Annotated in this window: 16 protein-coding genes; 13 read left to right on the top strand and 3 right to left on the bottom strand. The window is 38.9% G+C overall.

Annotated features, from left to right (window positions below; all coding sequences use genetic code 11):
• The first annotated feature begins 57 nt into the window (after positions 1 to 57).
• From MHH51_RS20730 to MHH51_RS20710, 5 genes are all read left to right on the top strand, one after another.
• The gene (locus tag MHH51_RS20730) at positions 58 to 1,398 is read left to right on the top strand and encodes an MATE family efflux transporter (RefSeq protein ID WP_147212727.1); all 1,341 of its coding nucleotides are present in this window, start codon (positions 58 to 60) and stop codon (positions 1,396 to 1,398) included.
• Between the two features lie 17 nt (positions 1,399 to 1,415).
• Positions 1,416 to 1,838 carry a hypothetical protein gene (locus MHH51_RS20725; RefSeq protein ID WP_147212728.1) on the top strand — a complete coding sequence of 141 codons (423 nt, stop codon included), beginning with the start codon at positions 1,416 to 1,418 and terminating at the stop codon, positions 1,836 to 1,838.
• Positions 1,838 to 2,494 (top strand): lysozyme family protein, encoded by a 657-nt coding sequence (locus MHH51_RS20720; protein ID WP_147212729.1) that lies wholly within the window; start codon positions 1,838 to 1,840, stop codon positions 2,492 to 2,494. The genes MHH51_RS20725 and MHH51_RS20720 overlap by 1 nt, the downstream gene beginning before the upstream one ends.
• A gap of 175 nt (positions 2,495 to 2,669) precedes the next feature.
• On the top strand, positions 2,670 to 3,047 hold the full coding sequence (locus MHH51_RS20715) for a RidA family protein (protein WP_147212730.1): 378 nt from the start codon (positions 2,670 to 2,672) through the stop codon (positions 3,045 to 3,047).
• 11 nt (positions 3,048 to 3,058) lie between these two features.
• Complete coding sequence (locus MHH51_RS20710; RefSeq protein ID WP_147212731.1) at positions 3,059 to 4,228, top strand: iron-containing alcohol dehydrogenase; 1,170 nt, start codon at positions 3,059 to 3,061, stop codon at positions 4,226 to 4,228.
• A 43-nt stretch (positions 4,229 to 4,271) separates the two neighbouring features.
• Here the strand turns inward: MHH51_RS20710 and MHH51_RS20705 are convergent, their stop codons facing one another.
• Both MHH51_RS20705 and MHH51_RS20700 read right to left on the bottom strand, forming a co-directional pair.
• A complete protein-coding gene (locus MHH51_RS20705) occupies positions 4,272 to 4,517 on the bottom strand; it encodes a YuzB family protein (protein WP_077602350.1) in 246 nt (81 codons plus the stop codon).
• A 76-nt stretch (positions 4,518 to 4,593) separates the two neighbouring features.
• Entirely contained in the window at positions 4,594 to 5,802 is a 1,209-nt protein-coding gene (locus tag MHH51_RS20700) for an MFS transporter (protein WP_147212732.1), read from the bottom strand.
• A 1,247-nt stretch (positions 5,803 to 7,049) separates the two neighbouring features.
• Here MHH51_RS20700 and MHH51_RS20695 point away from each other — a divergent pair.
• Both MHH51_RS20695 and MHH51_RS20690 read left to right on the top strand, forming a co-directional pair.
• Complete coding sequence (locus MHH51_RS20695) at positions 7,050 to 7,931, top strand: DUF1002 domain-containing protein (RefSeq protein WP_147212339.1); 882 nt, start codon at positions 7,050 to 7,052, stop codon at positions 7,929 to 7,931.
• Positions 7,932 to 8,187: 256 nt separating this feature from the next.
• A complete protein-coding gene (locus MHH51_RS20690) occupies positions 8,188 to 9,021 on the top strand; it encodes a LysM peptidoglycan-binding domain-containing protein (RefSeq protein WP_339283374.1) in 834 nt (277 codons plus the stop codon).
• 223 nt (positions 9,022 to 9,244) lie between these two features.
• Here the strand turns inward: MHH51_RS20690 and MHH51_RS20685 are convergent, their stop codons facing one another.
• Complete coding sequence (locus tag MHH51_RS20685) at positions 9,245 to 9,382, bottom strand: hypothetical protein (protein WP_186813724.1); 138 nt, start codon at positions 9,380 to 9,382, stop codon at positions 9,245 to 9,247.
• Positions 9,383 to 9,580: 198 nt separating this feature from the next.
• Between MHH51_RS20685 and MHH51_RS20680 the strand changes: the two genes are divergently transcribed.
• From MHH51_RS20680 to MHH51_RS20655, 6 genes are all read left to right on the top strand, one after another.
• Positions 9,581 to 10,771, top strand: coding sequence for a glycine C-acetyltransferase (locus MHH51_RS20680; RefSeq protein WP_339283372.1), 1,191 nt, complete (start codon positions 9,581 to 9,583; stop codon positions 10,769 to 10,771).
• 108 nt (positions 10,772 to 10,879) lie between these two features.
• Positions 10,880 to 11,830 (top strand): NAD-dependent epimerase/dehydratase family protein, encoded by a 951-nt coding sequence (locus tag MHH51_RS20675; RefSeq protein WP_147212336.1) that lies wholly within the window; start codon positions 10,880 to 10,882, stop codon positions 11,828 to 11,830.
• A gap of 331 nt (positions 11,831 to 12,161) precedes the next feature.
• On the top strand, positions 12,162 to 12,743 hold the full coding sequence (locus MHH51_RS20670) for a TetR/AcrR family transcriptional regulator (protein ID WP_339283369.1): 582 nt from the start codon (positions 12,162 to 12,164) through the stop codon (positions 12,741 to 12,743).
• Positions 12,744 to 14,024 (top strand): cytosine permease, encoded by a 1,281-nt coding sequence (locus tag MHH51_RS20665; RefSeq protein WP_339283367.1) that lies wholly within the window; start codon positions 12,744 to 12,746, stop codon positions 14,022 to 14,024. It begins immediately after the preceding gene.
• A 5-nt stretch (positions 14,025 to 14,029) separates the two neighbouring features.
• Positions 14,030 to 15,121, top strand: a complete 1,092-nt coding sequence (locus MHH51_RS20660) for a DUF917 domain-containing protein (RefSeq protein WP_339283365.1) — start codon at positions 14,030 to 14,032, stop codon at positions 15,119 to 15,121.
• Positions 15,118 to 16,662, top strand: coding sequence for a hydantoinase/oxoprolinase family protein (locus MHH51_RS20655; RefSeq protein WP_156985185.1), 1,545 nt, complete (start codon positions 15,118 to 15,120; stop codon positions 16,660 to 16,662). Before MHH51_RS20660 ends, MHH51_RS20655 begins: the two co-directional genes overlap by 4 nt.
• The last annotated feature ends 4 nt before the right edge of the window (positions 16,663 to 16,666 follow it).

Raw genomic sequence — 16,666 nt, 5'->3', positions numbered from 1 at the left:
TCAATTTCCCTTTATAATAAAAGGCGTAAGGTAAGAATGAATCAGGAGTGCAGTTAAATGGCTAAGAAATATGATTTTACAAAAGGCAGTATTGGAAAAAGTCTATTTTATTTTTCAGGTCCAATTCTTTTGGCAAACCTGCTGCAGACATCGTATCAATTTATTGATAGTCTGTGGGTTGGGAATCTGCTTGGTGCGAATGCTTTAGGTGCTGTTGCTATTTCCGGGAGCATTCTATTCGTTGTGCTCTCGCTTATTATTGGTTTAAATAATGCTGCGTTAACTATCCTGTCTCAGCAAAAAGGAAAACAGAATGAGGAAGGTCTAAAGCGTTATTTAAACGCATTTGTTGTCCTTATGACATGTATTGCTTTATTACTTGGTGTTTCAGGATTTATTTTTGCAGAGGTACTGCTGAATTTACTGGGCACACCAGAGGCTATGCTGACAGATGCAGCAATTTATTTGCGGATAAATTTTATTGGAATCCTATTATTATTCGGCTATAACTTTATAAGCACAGTGCTGCGATCCATAGGAGACAGTAAAACGCCGCTTTATTTTGTGACAGCAGCGGTGATATTAAATGCGGTACTGGACCCATTATTTATTGATACGTTTGGATGGGGTATTACTGGTGCAGGATATGCTACAGTAGTATCACAGGGATTTTCTTTTTTGCTTGGTTTCTTTTATATTGTGAAGAAGGATCTAGCTCCATTTACCATCCCGAGTATGCCAAGCTGGAAAGAGATTAAATTAATTTTGCATATCGGTATTCCTTCCAGCCTGCAAATGGCTGTTATTTCTGCCGGAGCAGCGGCAATTATTGGGGTTGTAGCTGCGCAGGGAGAGGCGGTTGTCTCAGGGTATAGTGCGGCACAGCGTTTAGACAGCTTGTTGATGCTGCCTGCACATGCTTTAAGCATCGCAATTTCGAGTATGGCTGGTCAAAATATCGGTGCTCAGAATTGGGGCAGAGTCAGGGATGTTGCTAAATACGGCGTTATCTATAATTTTATTATTATGCTGCTGATCGGCATTATCGTCGCCGTTTTTGCTGAATATGGTGTGAGATTGTTTATTCAGGACGAAGCATCTGTCCGGTTTGGAACATTATATCTCCAGATCGTTGCATTATGCTATCCGTTTTTAGGGATTAATTTCATATTAAATGGGGTGGTCCGAGCAGCGGGAGCAATGTACGCAGTTTTGGTATTAAATATTATTTCCTTCTGGATTTTGCGCTATCCGCTTACGGCTTGGTTCTCCAGTCTGTTTGGTGAGATTGGTATTGCATTCGGTGTAGGAGCAAGCTTTATCTTAAGCAGTATCGCTGCTATTATGTACTATCGTTTTGGGAAATGGAGAGAGAAGAAGTTATTTGCAGATGCTTAAACAGGGAGGGATACTAAATGGTTTGGCTGACTGGTATATTATCAGGCTTTGTGCTGGGAGGATTTTTATATGTATTCCAGCAATGGACAGCTATCCCTGTTTACACATTGCTGATGAATGTCGATTATTTTCCTGTTCTAGGGAGCATGTATTTGCCTGATTGGATCGAATTTTCTTTGCATCTGCTTGTTTCAACATCTGTAGTATGGGTACTGTACCTCCTGTTAAAAATGAAAAAATTGGAGCAGAGACTGGCTCTTTATTTACTTTGCAACGGCGTAATTGGGCTTATTATTTTTCCAACGACGATATTATCTGACCGGACACCAGAAATAGATAATATATGGGCATGGATTATCTGGCTGTCAGGTCACATGGTATATGGATTCTCGGTGTGGGGGATGCTTAAGCTAGGGAAAGCTTTAAAGGAGAAAAGATAATGAAACGAAAGAAATGGCGTAAATTGGTAGATTTAATAAAATACCTGATGATAATTGGACTTGTATTTGGTCTGTCCTTATTAATACTTTCCTTGATAGTTTATCAAATCACTGATAAGCCAGAGCGGGAGTTTGAAAAGGCAGATCCTGTACCAGCTTTAAATCAGCAGATTTGGGAATATAAACCACTGGTTGAGAAATATGCGAAACAACATGGAATTGAAGAGCAGACCAATACCATTCTGGCAATGATGATGCAGGAATCTGGTGGACGCGGTACGGATCCGATGCAATCCTCTGAAAGTCTATGTGGAGAAATAGGGTGTATTGATGACCCGGAGCATTCTATTGAACAGGGAGTATCCTTTTTTGCCTGGATATATGAGCAGGCGGAGGGGGATGAAGAGCTGGCCGTACAAGCTTATAATTTTGGCCCTGGTTTTATTAGGTATGTTCGAGAAATGGAGGAGAACTATTCGGAGGAAGCGGCAATTGCCTATTCGCAAAACATGTATGAAGAGGCAGGAAGAGAGAGTTCCATTTATTCTTGCCGGAGAGAAGAAGCGGAAGAATTAGATGCGTGCTATGGTGATATTTATTATGTTTCTTCTGTAATGTCATATAAGGAAGCAATAGAAATGGAATCGGAAAACTGATATGATGACAGTATATGAAATTCTCTTTATCAAAGAGGTATTTCTACATACAAAGATGTTGTCATATCTTTTTTATGTATGAAAAAGGTTATTTTGCCGATTCGAGTTTTTGAGTAATTAACTGATGATTATGACAACAATATGTATTAAAAAAGAGAGTGGAGGATGATTTTTTATGAAAGCTATTCAGACAAACAACGCACCAGCAGCAATTGGACCGTATTCTCAAGCAATTGAGGCAGGAGATTTTCTTTATATTTCAGGACAAATTCCGATTGATCCGGCAACAGGTGAAGTAGTAGAAGGAATTGAAGCTCAGACAAAACAGGTATTAGCAAATTTACAGGCTATTTTAAAAGAGGCAGATTTAAGCTTTGCCAATGCTGTGAAATTTACTATTTTCTTAAATTCAATGGAAGATTTCGCAACCGTAAATGAAATCTATGGTGCTGCACTGGAGGAGCCATACCCGGCCCGTGCTTGTGTAGAAGTAAGCCGTTTGCCGAAGGATGTTCTCGTAGAAATGGATATTGTTGCATACCGTAAAGCATAAGGAGAGATTATATGGAGAATTTTATCTATCACAATCCAACAAAACTCATCTTTGGAAAAGGTCAGATAGAGAAGCTGTCTGGTGAAATTCAGCCTTATGGAAGCCGTATCCTGATTGTATATGGCGGCGGAAGTATTAAAAAGAACGGCATCTATGACCGTGTATTGGAAGAATTGGAAAAAATCAATGCGGAGGTTTTTGAACTGTCCGGGGTAGAACCCAATCCTAGAGTTTCTACTGTACGTGAGGGCGTCCGTATCTGTCGTGAGCAGAAGATTGAGTTTATTTTAGCTGTAGGCGGAGGCAGTACGATTGACTGTACGAAAGCAATTGCTGTCGGTGCTGTCACAGATGCAGATATGTGGGATGTTGTGACGAAAAAAGAAAAGCCTGCTGGCGCACTTCCGTTTGGAACAATACTAACTTTAGCAGCTACGGGCTCCGAGATGAATTCAGGTTCAGTTATTACAAATTGGGAAACCAATGAAAAGCATGGGTGGGGCTCTCCCTATACTTACCCTAAGTTTTCTATTTTAGATCCTGTGCATACCTTCTCTGTGCCGCATGACCAAACAATTTATGGCTTAGTGGACATGATGTCACATGTTTTAGAGCATTATTTTCATCATGAAGAAAATACACCAATTCAAGACAGATGGTGCGAAGGTATTTTGTTAACATTAATTGACGTGGGGCCAAAGCTGTTAGCAGACCCTGAAAATTATGCTTACAGGTCTACAGCGATGCTTGGCGGAACGCTCGCTTTAAATAATATGTTGAATTTAGGCTATCGCGGTGATTGGGCTACGCATAATTTAGAACATGCTGTATCGGCTGTTCATGATATTCCGCATGGCGGTGGTCTGGCTATTCTGTTTCCTAATTGGATGAAGCATGTGTTAGACGAGAGTAATGTTGATAGATTTAAACAATTGGCAGTCCGTGTCTTTGACGTGGATACAAGAGGGAAATCAGATAAAGTAGTTGCCTTGGAAGGGATTGACTGCTTGCGCGAATTCTGGAATGAGCTTGGTGCGCCGTCCAGATTGGCAGACTATAATATAGATAAATCAACGGTGGAAGAAATGGCAGAGAAAACCGTTACAGCGAATTCGACATTTGGTAACTATCGGTCTTTAACAAAAAAAGACTCACTGGAAATTTTCGAAGCAAGTCTGTGATTTCCCGGGAAATATTGTCGAAATATACAAAAAGAGCTTGCAGTTATTCATAAACTGCAAGCTCTTCTTTAATTTGCAAACGTATTTTATCAAGACATTCTTCCGGTGTCTTTCCAAATACACGTTTATTATTTACTAAGGCATATGGACGTACAGCACATAGGCCACAGAATGACAAGCATTCGTTCATTAGAACCGCGACCTCAGGGAATTCTTTCTCTAAGATGGATTCAATATCTATAGTAGTGATGGCATTTCCGTCACATATTTCGATGACAACGATACCCATTGCTATCACTTTCTTTCTATAATAATTAACCTTGCTTTGTTAGTTTTAGCATAATTATAGAAACAAATCAATATTTTTACCTGGAGGAGAAAGAATGTGAATGGGATCGTTTTGTATTGGGCTCATGCTCATAACGTAACCAGGCTATAAGCATAATAAAACCACACAGAATAAGCAGCAGTCCTGTTGTTAAAAAGACAGAAGAAAATCCCCATGTAGCTGCAATTGTGCCGCCAAGCATCGGCCCGATAATATTACCAAAAAAGCGTAAACTTGTATCGTAGCCAAGCACTTCTCCTTGCGTAGACAGAGGTGCTTCCTTGCGAATATAGGCTACGCGGATTGGAATAATACCGCCAAGGAATAGACCAAGTAAGAACCGTAAAACGACCAATTGCCAAATATCTGTTATAAACATGCCTGGCAGATAAACCAACCCGGATGCAAATAGCATTATAATCAATACTTTTGTATAACCATGGTTATCTCCAATCATTCCCCAGCGTCTGGTCATCATTAGATTTCCAACTCCTGTTGCTGAGAAAGCAATACCTGCAAAGAATGCCAGATTGACTGGACCATGAATTTCTTCAACAAATAGTGACAGGATTGGCTGGACGCTAAAGTGCGCTATCTGCACAAGAGCAGACATCAATAAAACAATCAATAAGATTGGTTTATTAAGAATATACTGCAGGACTTCTTTTCTTGAGTAATTCTTTGTGTCTTCTTCTTTTGAAAATTTAACCTGCATTTCTTTAACTCCGAATATGACGAGCAATCCGGATATAAAGATAGTTACCGCCACCCATTTAAAGGTGCTGGAATACCCAAACGCATCAGCAAGTGCTCCGCCAAGCAACGGCCCCATCAAAGAGCCTGTAATCGTTCCTGTCTGCAGGGTTCCTAACACTCTTCCTGCGACTTCTTTTGGCGTTTGGGTTGCAATAAATGCCTGAGACATAGGAATAAACCCAGTTACAATTCCCATTAAAAAACGTAAAATAAATAATTGCCATACTGTTGTTGCAAATCCCATTAAAAATACCGAAATTCCAATTCCCAACGCCGACATAACCATCAGGCGTTTTCTTCCAAAGCGGTCGCCGACTCTTCCCCAAATCGGTGCAAAGATAAATGCACTGATGAAAGTAACGGCAAAGGTTAACCCTGACCATGTTTGTACATAGGAAGCTGAAAAGTTACCCATTGACTGAATGTACAAGGAAATAAAAGGTACAACCATTGTCATGCTTCCGCTAATAAAGAAATTAGCAAGCCACATAATCACCAAGTTCCGTTTTACTCCTGGATGTGTATTAATAACGTTCAAACCTTCTTTCTAGCTTTTTGCATTAACTGCAGATTCATATATATTTATTCAGAATGGTATAAGCGCACGAGTACATATGAAAAAGGCATAAGTGCCAATGACCCATACCTTCCCTGAAACAATCTGCAGTCGTCCGTTTAAGTTTTGTGAATTCGTTGCGTTATTACCATTTGTAGAATTCCCGTCTTTATAAAACAGGGGATACGAAAATCCCGTAATCGTATCTTTATTTATTTCGCTACTCCAAATATACACAAACACGAACTAAATGAAAAGTTATCTGCTCAAAAACATTAATTTAATTATAACTCAACTTTCGTACCTGATAATAAACATCTATACCTTACCATGCCAGGATAATCATGTTTTTCATTATCCTGCATGCATTTTGTTACTTTTTGATTGAATGAAGATTGTGTATAGCACCGCTCCGACCAACCACTACGCTTTCCATGGGGACGGCTTCAGCTAACTTGAAAAGAAACCCGCTTTTCAAGTGGATCTTCAGCTCGCCCTGTTCCCATAGGAGTCTACGTGGTTGGTCTGCACTCAGTCATGCTTCTACAGCGAATGAAAGAATTCATATTCTGATGGAGTTGGATGAAATAATCGATTTTTGCTTGATGAAAAGATCATTTCAGTGTTTCAAATGGTTGACTTGACTAGGCAATTTAAATGATAAAACAGCATGGGATAGTAAATATCAGGAATAGCTTTTATGAACAGAAAGTAATCATGACGGGACATTTTTATATGTACCACAAAAAAGATATTCTTTACTGATTTAAATTCTATTTGCTCAGTTGTATTAAACAGTATAGAACCCCCTTCCAGCGGTGGCCTTACACGTTACCCTATTTCTAGCTAGAGTTTATGCTTTGTCAAGAGATAGGTGGAAGGAACGATCAACACATGTCTCAATGATAAGCAAGTTATTTTTTTAGGTGCGAAAGTTGAGTTTAAAAATAAAAAAAGAACTGTTTTATGAGAAAACAGAAAGGGTACTGTTAATGATAAAAAGAGAAATGAGAAAGCAGTAATTTTATTTTCCACATTTACATTTAACCTATGGAGTAAATTAATTGTTTAAAAACATGTAATCATTTTTTCTACAGGGTATAATAAATGATGATAGTTGCTCTGCAACAAATATCAAAAGTAAGAGCGGGAAGCCCTTACGAAGAAAAGGAGTAAACAAAATGAATAAAAGGTTAGTATCGGTGTTGAAATATGGTGCGCTAAGCTTTATCTTATTTTTTAGCATTTTATTGCCAGTTTCAGCAACTTCTAATACTACAATTATCTATGGAGAAAAGCTTAACGACAGCCAGCGTGCACAGGTAAGAGAAATATTGGATATCTCAGACAATGACACTTATGAAGAACATGACGTTACAGGCCAGGATTATGCTGATTTTATAAATGGAAACCCAGATTCAAATATGTACTCTTCTGCAAGAATTACTTTGGAGTCAGATGGCAGTGGACTGGAAGTAAATATCTTAACACCAGATAATATAACAGAGGTAACAAAAGAAATGTATATGAATGCTTTGCTGACAGCCGGAGCAGAAAATGTAACGGTGGATGTTGTATCGCCTGTAAGGGTATCTGGCCACTCTGCATTGACAGGAATTTATAAAGCTTATGATGTAGAAGGAGTAGAATTAGATAAAGATCGGATGGAGCTGGCGAATGATGAGTTAGAAGTGGCAACGGATTTAGCTGACAATGATGGTGTAAGTGATGAAGATGTAAGTACACTTTTAACAGAAATTAAGAAAATGATTGCTGAACAGGATCCAGTTACAAAAGAAGAAGTAGAGCAAATCGTTAATGAGCAGTTGAACAATTTGGATATTAAGCTTAATGACGCTGATCGGCAGATGCTTATTGATTTAGTAAATAGAATGAGAGATTTAGACATTGACTTTGGATCAATGAAGGAACAATTAGAGGATATTACAAACAACCTTGTCGAAAGAGCAGAAGATTTAGGTTTAGACCAAGGATTTTGGGAGAAGGTAGCGAAGTTCTTTAGTGATATTTTCCGTGCTATTTCAAACTTCTTTAGCAGCTAATTAAATACTGGCAAGCGTTTGAAGGAGAGTTCTCTATAAAAAGAGAGCTCTTTTTTATTATTACAGAAGCCTCCGTTTGACGTGGTTTTGTCACAAAACAAGTAGTACTGTCCGCTTCTATAACAGAATTGTTACAAATGTAATAGTAAACGAGCATTATGTAATCATTGTAATTCACACTTAACCGTCCTGTAACTGTATTCTCTTGAATCCTGTGGTAGGATAGTGATTGTGAAAAAACAAAGGAGGTTATCAGATGAGAAAACTCGTAGCAGCGTTATCTGCTGGAATTATTATTACTAGTGCAGCTGCAACAACAGTTTCCGCTGAAGAAAATGAACATAAGGTCGAATCAGGAGAAAGCTTATGGAAGATTGCCGATCAATATGATACTAGCGTACAAAACTTACTTGATATAAATAGTCTTACAACAACGGTTATTCATCCAGAAGATGTTATCTATATAAGTCAACCAGATGAAGATGGTGAAGAATCTTCATTATACACAGTTGAAAAAGGTGATACACTTTCAGACATCTCTAAAAAATTCGGTGTATCCGTGAAAGATATAAAAGAATGGAATAAACTTTCGTCAGACATCATTGTTATTGGTGCTGAGTTATCAATTAATGGAGCAACTGCTGAAGCTGCAGAACCAGCTACAGAAGAAGTTGCAGAAGAGAGTGCGTCAGCTGAAGAAGAAAGCGAACCTGCACAAGAAGAATCTGCTGTTGAGCAAACTTCAAATGAAGAATCAGCTTCTGAATCAGAAGAACAATCTTCAAATGAGTCTCCACAGGGACAAACTATTTCTGTAGAAGCAACTGCATACACTGCAGGATGTAATGGATGTTCTGGAGTTACTGCAACAGGAGTAGATTTAAATGCAGATCCGAATGCAAAAGTTATTGCTGTAGATCCAAGCGTTATTCCACTGGGAAGTAAAGTATACGTAGAAGGTTATGGTTATGCAACAGCTGCTGATACCGGCGGTGCAATCCAAGGAAACAAAATTGATCTTCACGTACCAACAAAAGAAGAAGCATTGAGCTTTGGAAGACAGCAAGTTAACGTAACAATCGTTGAATAAAATCCCCTTAAAATAGATAGCATAAAAAATAGCTTAAGAGTCTCATAGACTCTTAAGCTATTTTTTTAATAACTAATAAAAAAAGGTATCATACTTTTTATATTAAGAAGCAGGACACCTTGTGATATCAGTTATTTCAGCTATTTGTTATGCAGATTGCTTTTTAAACATCCTCTTAAACACATACGCTTTTATCTATATTCAATAATTGCCTGATTGTTCCTTAGTTGTGGATTTCTGTAGAAGTGGAAGCCGGATTTTGTTCGATTTCTTCATTATTATCGCTGTGAGCATTTGAATAACCAAAAGCGCCGACTGCGGCAATGACAAAAATGAACAAAGTAAGTAGAACCTTTCGCATGTTTCTTTTCAACCCTCCATCATAAGCTTGAATAATAATCAACTATCTTAGTATAGGCTAAAGTACACATCTTGGCTAGCAGGAAAAACATTAATTTTTATACATGTTCGTTAATTCTGTAAATGGTTGGATTGGAATACTATTATGTTATACTTGTAAGGGATTACATTTAAGATGATTTAGAGGAGGGTGATGTGTATGACAAGCCGGAATTTAGACCAGTTTTTGGACACAAATATTGCTGATTTAAAGGAAAACGGTCTGTATAACGAAATTGATACAGTGGAAGGTGCAAATGGTCCTGAAATTCTGATTAAAGGGAAAAAGTTAATCAATCTTTCTTCCAATAACTATTTAGGTCTGGCAACGCATCCGGAATTGAAGAATGTGGCAAAACGGGCAATTGATTCACACGGTGTTGGAGCTGGAGCAGTCCGTACGATTAATGGAACACTGGATTTGCATATTGAATTGGAAAAAAGAATTGCTGCATTTAAAGGTACAGAAGCAGCCATCGCTTATCAATCCGGTTTTAACTGTAATATGGCGGCAATTTCAGCAGTCATGGATAAAAACGATGCTATTCTTTCAGATTCTTTAAACCATGCTTCTATTATTGATGGCTGCCGTTTATCTAAAGCAAAAATTATCCGATTTGAGCATTCCGATATGGATGACCTGCGTGCTAAAGCGAGAGAAGCGACAGAGTCAGGAACATACAATAAAGTGATGGTAATCACAGATGGTGTTTTCTCAATGGACGGGGATATTGCTAAGCTGCCTGAGATTGTAGAGATTGCCGAAGAATTTGACTTGATTACCTATGTGGATGATGCACATGGCTCTGGAGTAACAGGATCCGGTGCTGGTACCGTAAAACATTTTGGACTACAGGATAAAGTTGATTTTCAAATGGGGACTTTGTCTAAGGCGATCGGTGTTATCGGCGGTTATGTTGCAGGAAAACAGGCGCTGATTGATTGGCTGAAAGTCCGCTCCCGTCCATTCCTGTTCTCTACAGCCGTATCTCCGGCAGATGCGACAGCGAGCACGAGAGCGATTGAAATTCTAATGGAAAGCACAGAATTGAACGAGAAGCTTTGGGAGAACGGGAATTACTTGAAAAAAGGATTAAAAGAACTGGGCTTTGATATTGGAGAGAGTGAGACTCCAATTACACCTTGTATTATTGGTGATGAGAAGCAGGCGCAGACATTTAGTAAGAGGTTGTATGAAGAAGGAGTATACGCGAAAGCAATTGTATTCCCGACAGTTCCAAGAGGTACTGGGCGTGTCCGTAATATGCCGACAGCAGCACATACGAAAGAGATGCTGGATCATGCAATTGGTATCTATGAAAAAATCGGTAAAGAAATGAAACTTATTTAAAGAAGATGTTCAAAAAGTCATCAATGATTTGGCAGGATATTAATCTGCTGCTTTTAATTTGAATACTTTTTGAACATGTACTAAAAAAAGTAAGAGGAGTTTTCCGAGATGAAAAAAATTTTAGTGACCGGTGCATTAGGACAAATCGGGTCAGAATTAACGGAGAAGCTTCGCAGTACATACGGTGAAGACAATATCATTGCTTCTGATATCCGGAGACCTGAAAATCCGTCAGGAATATTTGAAGAAATTGATGTAACCAAGGAAAAAGAAATATATGAGATTTCTAAAAAATATAATGTAGATACGATCATCCATTTAGCGGCACTCCTATCAGCGAAGGCAGAGGCTTTTCCAAAAGTAGCCTGGGAAATTAATATGGGCGGATTGGTAAATGCTTTAGAAGCGGCTAAGCAATTAGATTTAAAATTCTTTACACCAAGCTCTATTGGAGCATTTGGGCCAAGTACGCCCAAGGATAATACACCTCAGGATACCTTACAGCGGCCAACAACGATGTATGGGGTGAATAAGGTAGCAGGAGAGCTTCTATGTGATTATTATTTTTCCAGATTCGGAGTAGATACCAGAGGAGTCCGTTTTCCCGGTTTGATTTCTTATGTAACCGCTCCTGGAGGCGGTACCACAGATTATGCAGTAGAAGTTTATTATGAAGCAATTCGGAAAGGTGCTTATACTTCCTATATTGCACAAGGCACGCATATGGATATGATGTATATGCCGGATGCTTTAAATGCAATTATTCAGCTGATGGAAGCAAATCCTGATCGGTTAAAGCATCGCAATGCATTCAACATTACAGCGGTATCTGCAGCACCGGAACACTTTGCATCGTCAATCCGCAAGCAGATTCCGAATTTTGAAATGGGTTATCAGGTCGATCCAGTCAGGCAGGGAATTGCAGAGAGCTGGCCGGATTCTATTAATGCAGATGCTGCTAAAGAAGAATGGGGATTTGAAGCGGCATATGATATTGATAATATGACGGTAGATATGCTGGAGAAGATTCGTGAAAAATTAAAGAAAGATAGTGCTTGAAAGGATAAAATCATTCGAGCTTTTTAAGGAAAACCGGACTTATATATAAATATTTTACAGCACCTCTCAACATTTGGGAGGTGTTTTTATAATGAACAGAATTCCGAACTGATTTTTCCATTTTTATCTAGTGATTCACAATGCAAAAATATAAGGGTGTGAGTATAATTATACATTCTGTAATAAAAGAATATATACTAAAAAGAGTTATAAACAAGTTTAGTAAGCGCTGTATTCTGAAAAACTACATGTAACTCCCAAAAAAATATACTTGAAAATGTATATTTAATCATTTATAATCTAACCTAACAATCATTAGGTGGTGAGTTTTTTGACTAAAGAAAAGATTTTAAAAGCTGCTATTAATCAATATTCGCTCTACAATTATCATGGCGCGACTATGAAGAAGATTGCAGATGAAGTAAATATCAAGCCGGCGTCCATTTATTTTTTTTATAAAAATAAAGAAGAGCTTTTCTTAGCTGCATTCAAATGGATACTGGAATCGCATTTTAATTATATTCGGAATATTGCGGGAGAAGTTATTGAGCAGCCAATACTAAATATTTATAAGACTATTATTCGGAAAACTGTTGCTTATCATAGTGAGAGACAGAACGAAACAAATGCTTATATTTCATTAGTTAACTCACCTCCTGCAGAGATTAAACCATTCTTGCACCATCATATGCAGCGTTTTGACAGCTGGATGGAGCAGATATTGACAGAACAAATGCAAAAAGAATACCCAAATATATCCGAGGAAAAAATAATAAAGATAACCAAACAATTTCTCATTATAATGGATGGGATATTCTGGGAAATAAATCTTTATGAAAAAGAAGAACTGGAAAGACAAATTGAATATGCAATAAATATCATTGAATGTTTATTGAGAGAGGAAGTTAAATAAATGAACAACGATTTCGCGAGAGAGCCCGTACCACAAGAAGAGAGAAAACATTGGTTTACGATTTCGTTAGTGTGGATAGCAGTAGGAATTGATTTATCCGCCGTTATTTTCGGTGTTGAATTAGGAAGCGGAATGGCATTTGGGGATGCGCTGATTTCTGTTTTAATTGGTTCGGGGATACTCGGAGTTCTGGCAGCTTTTTGTGCTTATGTAGGAACTGCAACCGGGTTCTCTACCTCGATGATTTCCAGATTTACCTTCGGAGTTTCCGGTGCAAAGTTTGTATCCTTTTTTATGGCAGTTGCTTTATTAGGCTGGTTTGGCGTACAAACAGGATTTTTTGCTGAGAATGCGTCAGCGATATTTCAACATTCATTTCATATAAATGTGCCCTTACCGTTATTGGCTGCACTTGGAGGAATATTAATGACTTCGACAGCTATTTACGGATATAAAGCAATTGAAAAGCTGAGTGCATGGGCAGTGCCATTATTGTTAATTCTCATTTTCCTAACGATTGGACTGGCAGTTAATAAGTATGGAACAGAAGCATTAAGCGCCCCGGTTGAGAACATTTTTACAATGGGGATGGCGATTTCGTTAGCTATCAGTGTATTTATTACTGGAGCGGTTATTTCCCCGGACATTTCACGGTGGGCAAAGACAAAGAAGGATGCTATTTTAGCTTCTTTTATCGGTTTCTTTGTAGGGAACAGTTTTATGATTATTGTTTCCATGATTCTATCAAGAATTATGGATGAAGACAGCCTGACAACAATTATGATTATGGTCGGCTTAGGAGTTCCGGGAATCCTTGTATTAATTTTGGCGCAATGGACAACCAATACTAGCAATGCTTATTCATCAGGGTTAAGCTTTGCGGTCATTTTCACCAAAGTGAATAAAGGGCTGCTGACATTAATCGCAGGAATTTTAGGAACATTGTTGGCAGTACTTGGAATTTATGATAATTTTATTAACTTCTTAACGATTATGTCGATGTTTATCACGCCAATCGCAGGGGTTTATACAGCATCCTATTATTTCGGGAAGCAAAAATACTTCACAGTAGCTGTAGGACAGGATAGAAATTTCAAGCTGCTGCCATTGCTTGCATGGTTTTTAGGAGCTGCGGTGAATTGGATGACCTCTCCTGGACCAACAGGACTGGAACTGTTCAATTTTACGACAATACCGGCACTGGACAGCTTTATTGTTGCCTTTATTGCCCAACTTATATTTATTGTAATTATGAAAGCTAACGAACAGAAAGGAAGATAAATTGCATGAAATGGTTAAATGAAGAAGATATTCAGCATATTGCAACAGGAGCTGCTGTGTTAGGAACTGGCGGCGGGGGAGATCCTTATATCGGAAAAATGCTGGCTTTATCTTCCATAAAACAATATGGGCCAGTAAAAATGATTACAGTAGAAGAGCTGGAGGAGGATCATTTTGTTCTTCCTGTTTCTGGAATGGGTTCTCCAAGTGTGTTAGTCGAGAAAATTCCTTCCTTCGATCAGCTGAAAGCTCCACTGGAAGCATATGAAGAGGCGGTGGGCAAAAAAGTCGACGTCGTGATGCCTATTGAGATAGGCGGGGTTAATTCCTTGATTCCCGTTGCCGTCGCGGCGATGAAAGGAATTCCTATTTTAGATGGGGATGCAATGGGAAGAGCTTTCCCAGAAGCACAAATGGTAACCTTCCATTTAGACGGGTTAAAGCCGGAGCTGGTTACACTGGGAGATGAAAAATCAAATGTTGTTTCTATTAAACCGGCAGATGGTATCTGGAGTGAAAAAATATCAAGGCAGATTACCATTGTAATGGGAGGATCATCCATTGTATGTGACTATGGAATCAGTGGCAAACAGGCCAAAGAGAGTGTTATTCCAGATACCTTAACCTTAGCACAACAGATTGGTGCACTATTGACAAATGAACGGACAGCAAAAGTTCATCCAATCGTACAAATGCTGGAGAAACTGAACGGACATAAATTATTTAAAGGGAAAGCAATCCAAATTGAACGGAAGATTCAAGGTGGATTTACACGTGGAAGGGCAACTTTTGAAGGATCGGATGAGGATAAGGAAAGTACCTGCCAATTATTTTTCCAAAATGAACATCTGCTGGCAGAGGTAAACGGGAAACCTGTAGCTATTACACCAGATTTAATCGCAGTACTGGATGAGGAAACAGGAATGCCGATTACCACAGAAGGTTTAAAATATGGCGCGCGCGTTGTAGTTGTTGCTTTTCCTGCTCATGAGAAATGGAGAACAGCTATTGGCATTGAAACAGCAGGACCAAAATACTTCAAGTATGACTATGATTACGTCCCGCTTGAAACGCTGGTAAAGGAGGCTGACCAATGATCAGATTAGGAATCGATGTAGGTGGAACAAATACAGATGGTGTAATTCTTAGTGCAGATAATGAAATTTTAGCAAGCACTAAATCGACTACTACAAAAGATATATTCTCCGGTATTAAACAAACCTTAAATAAACTGATGGAAGAATCAAAATTAGACGCTGAAAAAATAGATGTGGCAACACTCGGGACAACACATTGTACCAATGCTATTGTTGAAAGAAAAGGATTGAATCGTGTCGGTATTATCCGCATTTGCCTGCCGTCAGGGTCAGCAGTTACACCATTATTAGATTGGCCGCAGGATCTAGTTGATCAGCTGGACCCGGTGATGTTTTTAATTCATGGTGGCTATGAATATAATGGGGAACCAATTGCTGCTTTAGAAGAAAATGAATTACAGAATGTGGTGGAGAAACTAAAAGGAGAAGTAGATTCCATCGCTATTACAAGTGTATTTTCTCCAGTTCAAAATAAACAAGAAAAATATGTTGCTGAATATTTAAGCAAAGCAATGCCTGAAATTCCAATTTCCATTTCAAGTGAAATTGGCTCTGTCGGTTTAATTGAACGGGAAAACGCAACGATTTTGAACGCAGCGTTAATGAGTACTATTCGCCACGTATCAGAAGGCTTCCAGCAAGCCCTGGGGCAAGAGGGAATTCAGGCAAAAATCTTTCTTGGACAAAATGACGGAACACTGATGACGAATGAATATGCACAGAAATACCCGATTTATACCATTGCCTGTGGCCCTACCAATTCTATTCGGGGCGCAGCTCATTTAACCAATGAACCAAATGCGATTGTTGTTGATATTGGCGGGACGACAACGGATATCGGTGTTCTGGCTAACAGTTTTCCACGTCAAACTTCCCTGGCCGTTGAAGTAGGAGGAGTACGCACTAATTATCGGATGCCTGATATTTATTCTGTTGGGTTTGGCGGAGGAACGAGAATACATCAAAAAGATGAAGGCTGGAAAGTTGGTCCGGATAGTGTAGGCTATCGTCTCATGGAAGAAGCAAAATCGTTTGGCGGAGAGACATTAACTGCAACCGATATTGCAATTGCCAAGGGCCAGGTCCGTTTTGGAGAGGCAAATATTGATTCATTCAAAGACCTCCCTATTGAAGATATTTATGAAATAATGACACATGTTGTAGAAGAAGCGATTGACCGGATGAAAACCAATAGTGAAGATGCAACTGTAGTTTTAGTCGGCGGAGGAGCAGCACTTATGCCGGAAGCTCTCAAAGGAGCCAGTAAAGTAATCCGTCCTGCTCATGCCGGTGTAGCGAACGCAATTGGAGCAGCTCTTGGTGATATCAGCGGTACAGTGGAACGAATTTATTTACTGGAGAATGAAAGCTATGAAACCATTATGGAGAATGCGAAAGCGGAAGCAGTGAAAAATGCTGTTGCAGCAGGTGCAGATCCGGATCAGATTCAAATTATTCAATTAGAAGACTTCCCGTTAGCTTATTTACCGGGACAAGCATTGCTTGTTAAAGTAAAGGTAGCAGGTCCTCTTAAAATATAAGACA

The sequence above is a fragment of the Oceanobacillus sp. FSL K6-3682 genome, assembly GCF_037976165.1.
In the GTDB taxonomy this organism is placed as follows: domain Bacteria; phylum Bacillota; class Bacilli; order Bacillales; family Amphibacillaceae; genus Oceanobacillus; species Oceanobacillus sojae.
The sequence above is the reverse complement of the archived record's forward strand: the minus strand, read 5'-3'. Positions and strand labels throughout refer to the sequence as shown.

Coding starts and splice junctions, on each gene's coding strand:
- MHH51_RS20730 (WP_147212727.1), top strand. CDS start 58: ATGGCTAAGAAATATGATTTTACAAAAGGCAGTATTGGAAAAAGTCTA.
- MHH51_RS20725 (WP_147212728.1), top strand. CDS start 1,416: ATGGTTTGGCTGACTGGTATATTATCAGGCTTTGTGCTGGGAGGATTT.
- MHH51_RS20720 (WP_147212729.1), top strand. CDS start 1,838: ATGAAACGAAAGAAATGGCGTAAATTGGTAGATTTAATAAAATACCTG.
- MHH51_RS20715 (WP_147212730.1), top strand. CDS start 2,670: ATGAAAGCTATTCAGACAAACAACGCACCAGCAGCAATTGGACCGTAT.
- MHH51_RS20710 (WP_147212731.1), top strand. CDS start 3,059: ATGGAGAATTTTATCTATCACAATCCAACAAAACTCATCTTTGGAAAA.
- MHH51_RS20705 (WP_077602350.1), bottom strand. CDS start 4,517: ATGGGTATCGTTGTCATCGAAATATGTGACGGAAATGCCATCACTACT.
- MHH51_RS20700 (WP_147212732.1), bottom strand. CDS start 5,802: ATGTGGCTTGCTAATTTCTTTATTAGCGGAAGCATGACAATGGTTGTA.
- MHH51_RS20695 (WP_147212339.1), top strand. CDS start 7,050: ATGAATAAAAGGTTAGTATCGGTGTTGAAATATGGTGCGCTAAGCTTT.
- MHH51_RS20690 (WP_339283374.1), top strand. CDS start 8,188: ATGAGAAAACTCGTAGCAGCGTTATCTGCTGGAATTATTATTACTAGT.
- MHH51_RS20685 (WP_186813724.1), bottom strand. CDS start 9,382: ATGCGAAAGGTTCTACTTACTTTGTTCATTTTTGTCATTGCCGCAGTC.
- MHH51_RS20680 (WP_339283372.1), top strand. CDS start 9,581: ATGACAAGCCGGAATTTAGACCAGTTTTTGGACACAAATATTGCTGAT.
- MHH51_RS20675 (WP_147212336.1), top strand. CDS start 10,880: ATGAAAAAAATTTTAGTGACCGGTGCATTAGGACAAATCGGGTCAGAA.
- MHH51_RS20665 (WP_339283367.1), top strand. CDS start 12,744: ATGAACAACGATTTCGCGAGAGAGCCCGTACCACAAGAAGAGAGAAAA.
- MHH51_RS20660 (WP_339283365.1), top strand. CDS start 14,030: ATGAAATGGTTAAATGAAGAAGATATTCAGCATATTGCAACAGGAGCT.
- MHH51_RS20655 (WP_156985185.1), top strand. CDS start 15,118: ATGATCAGATTAGGAATCGATGTAGGTGGAACAAATACAGATGGTGTA.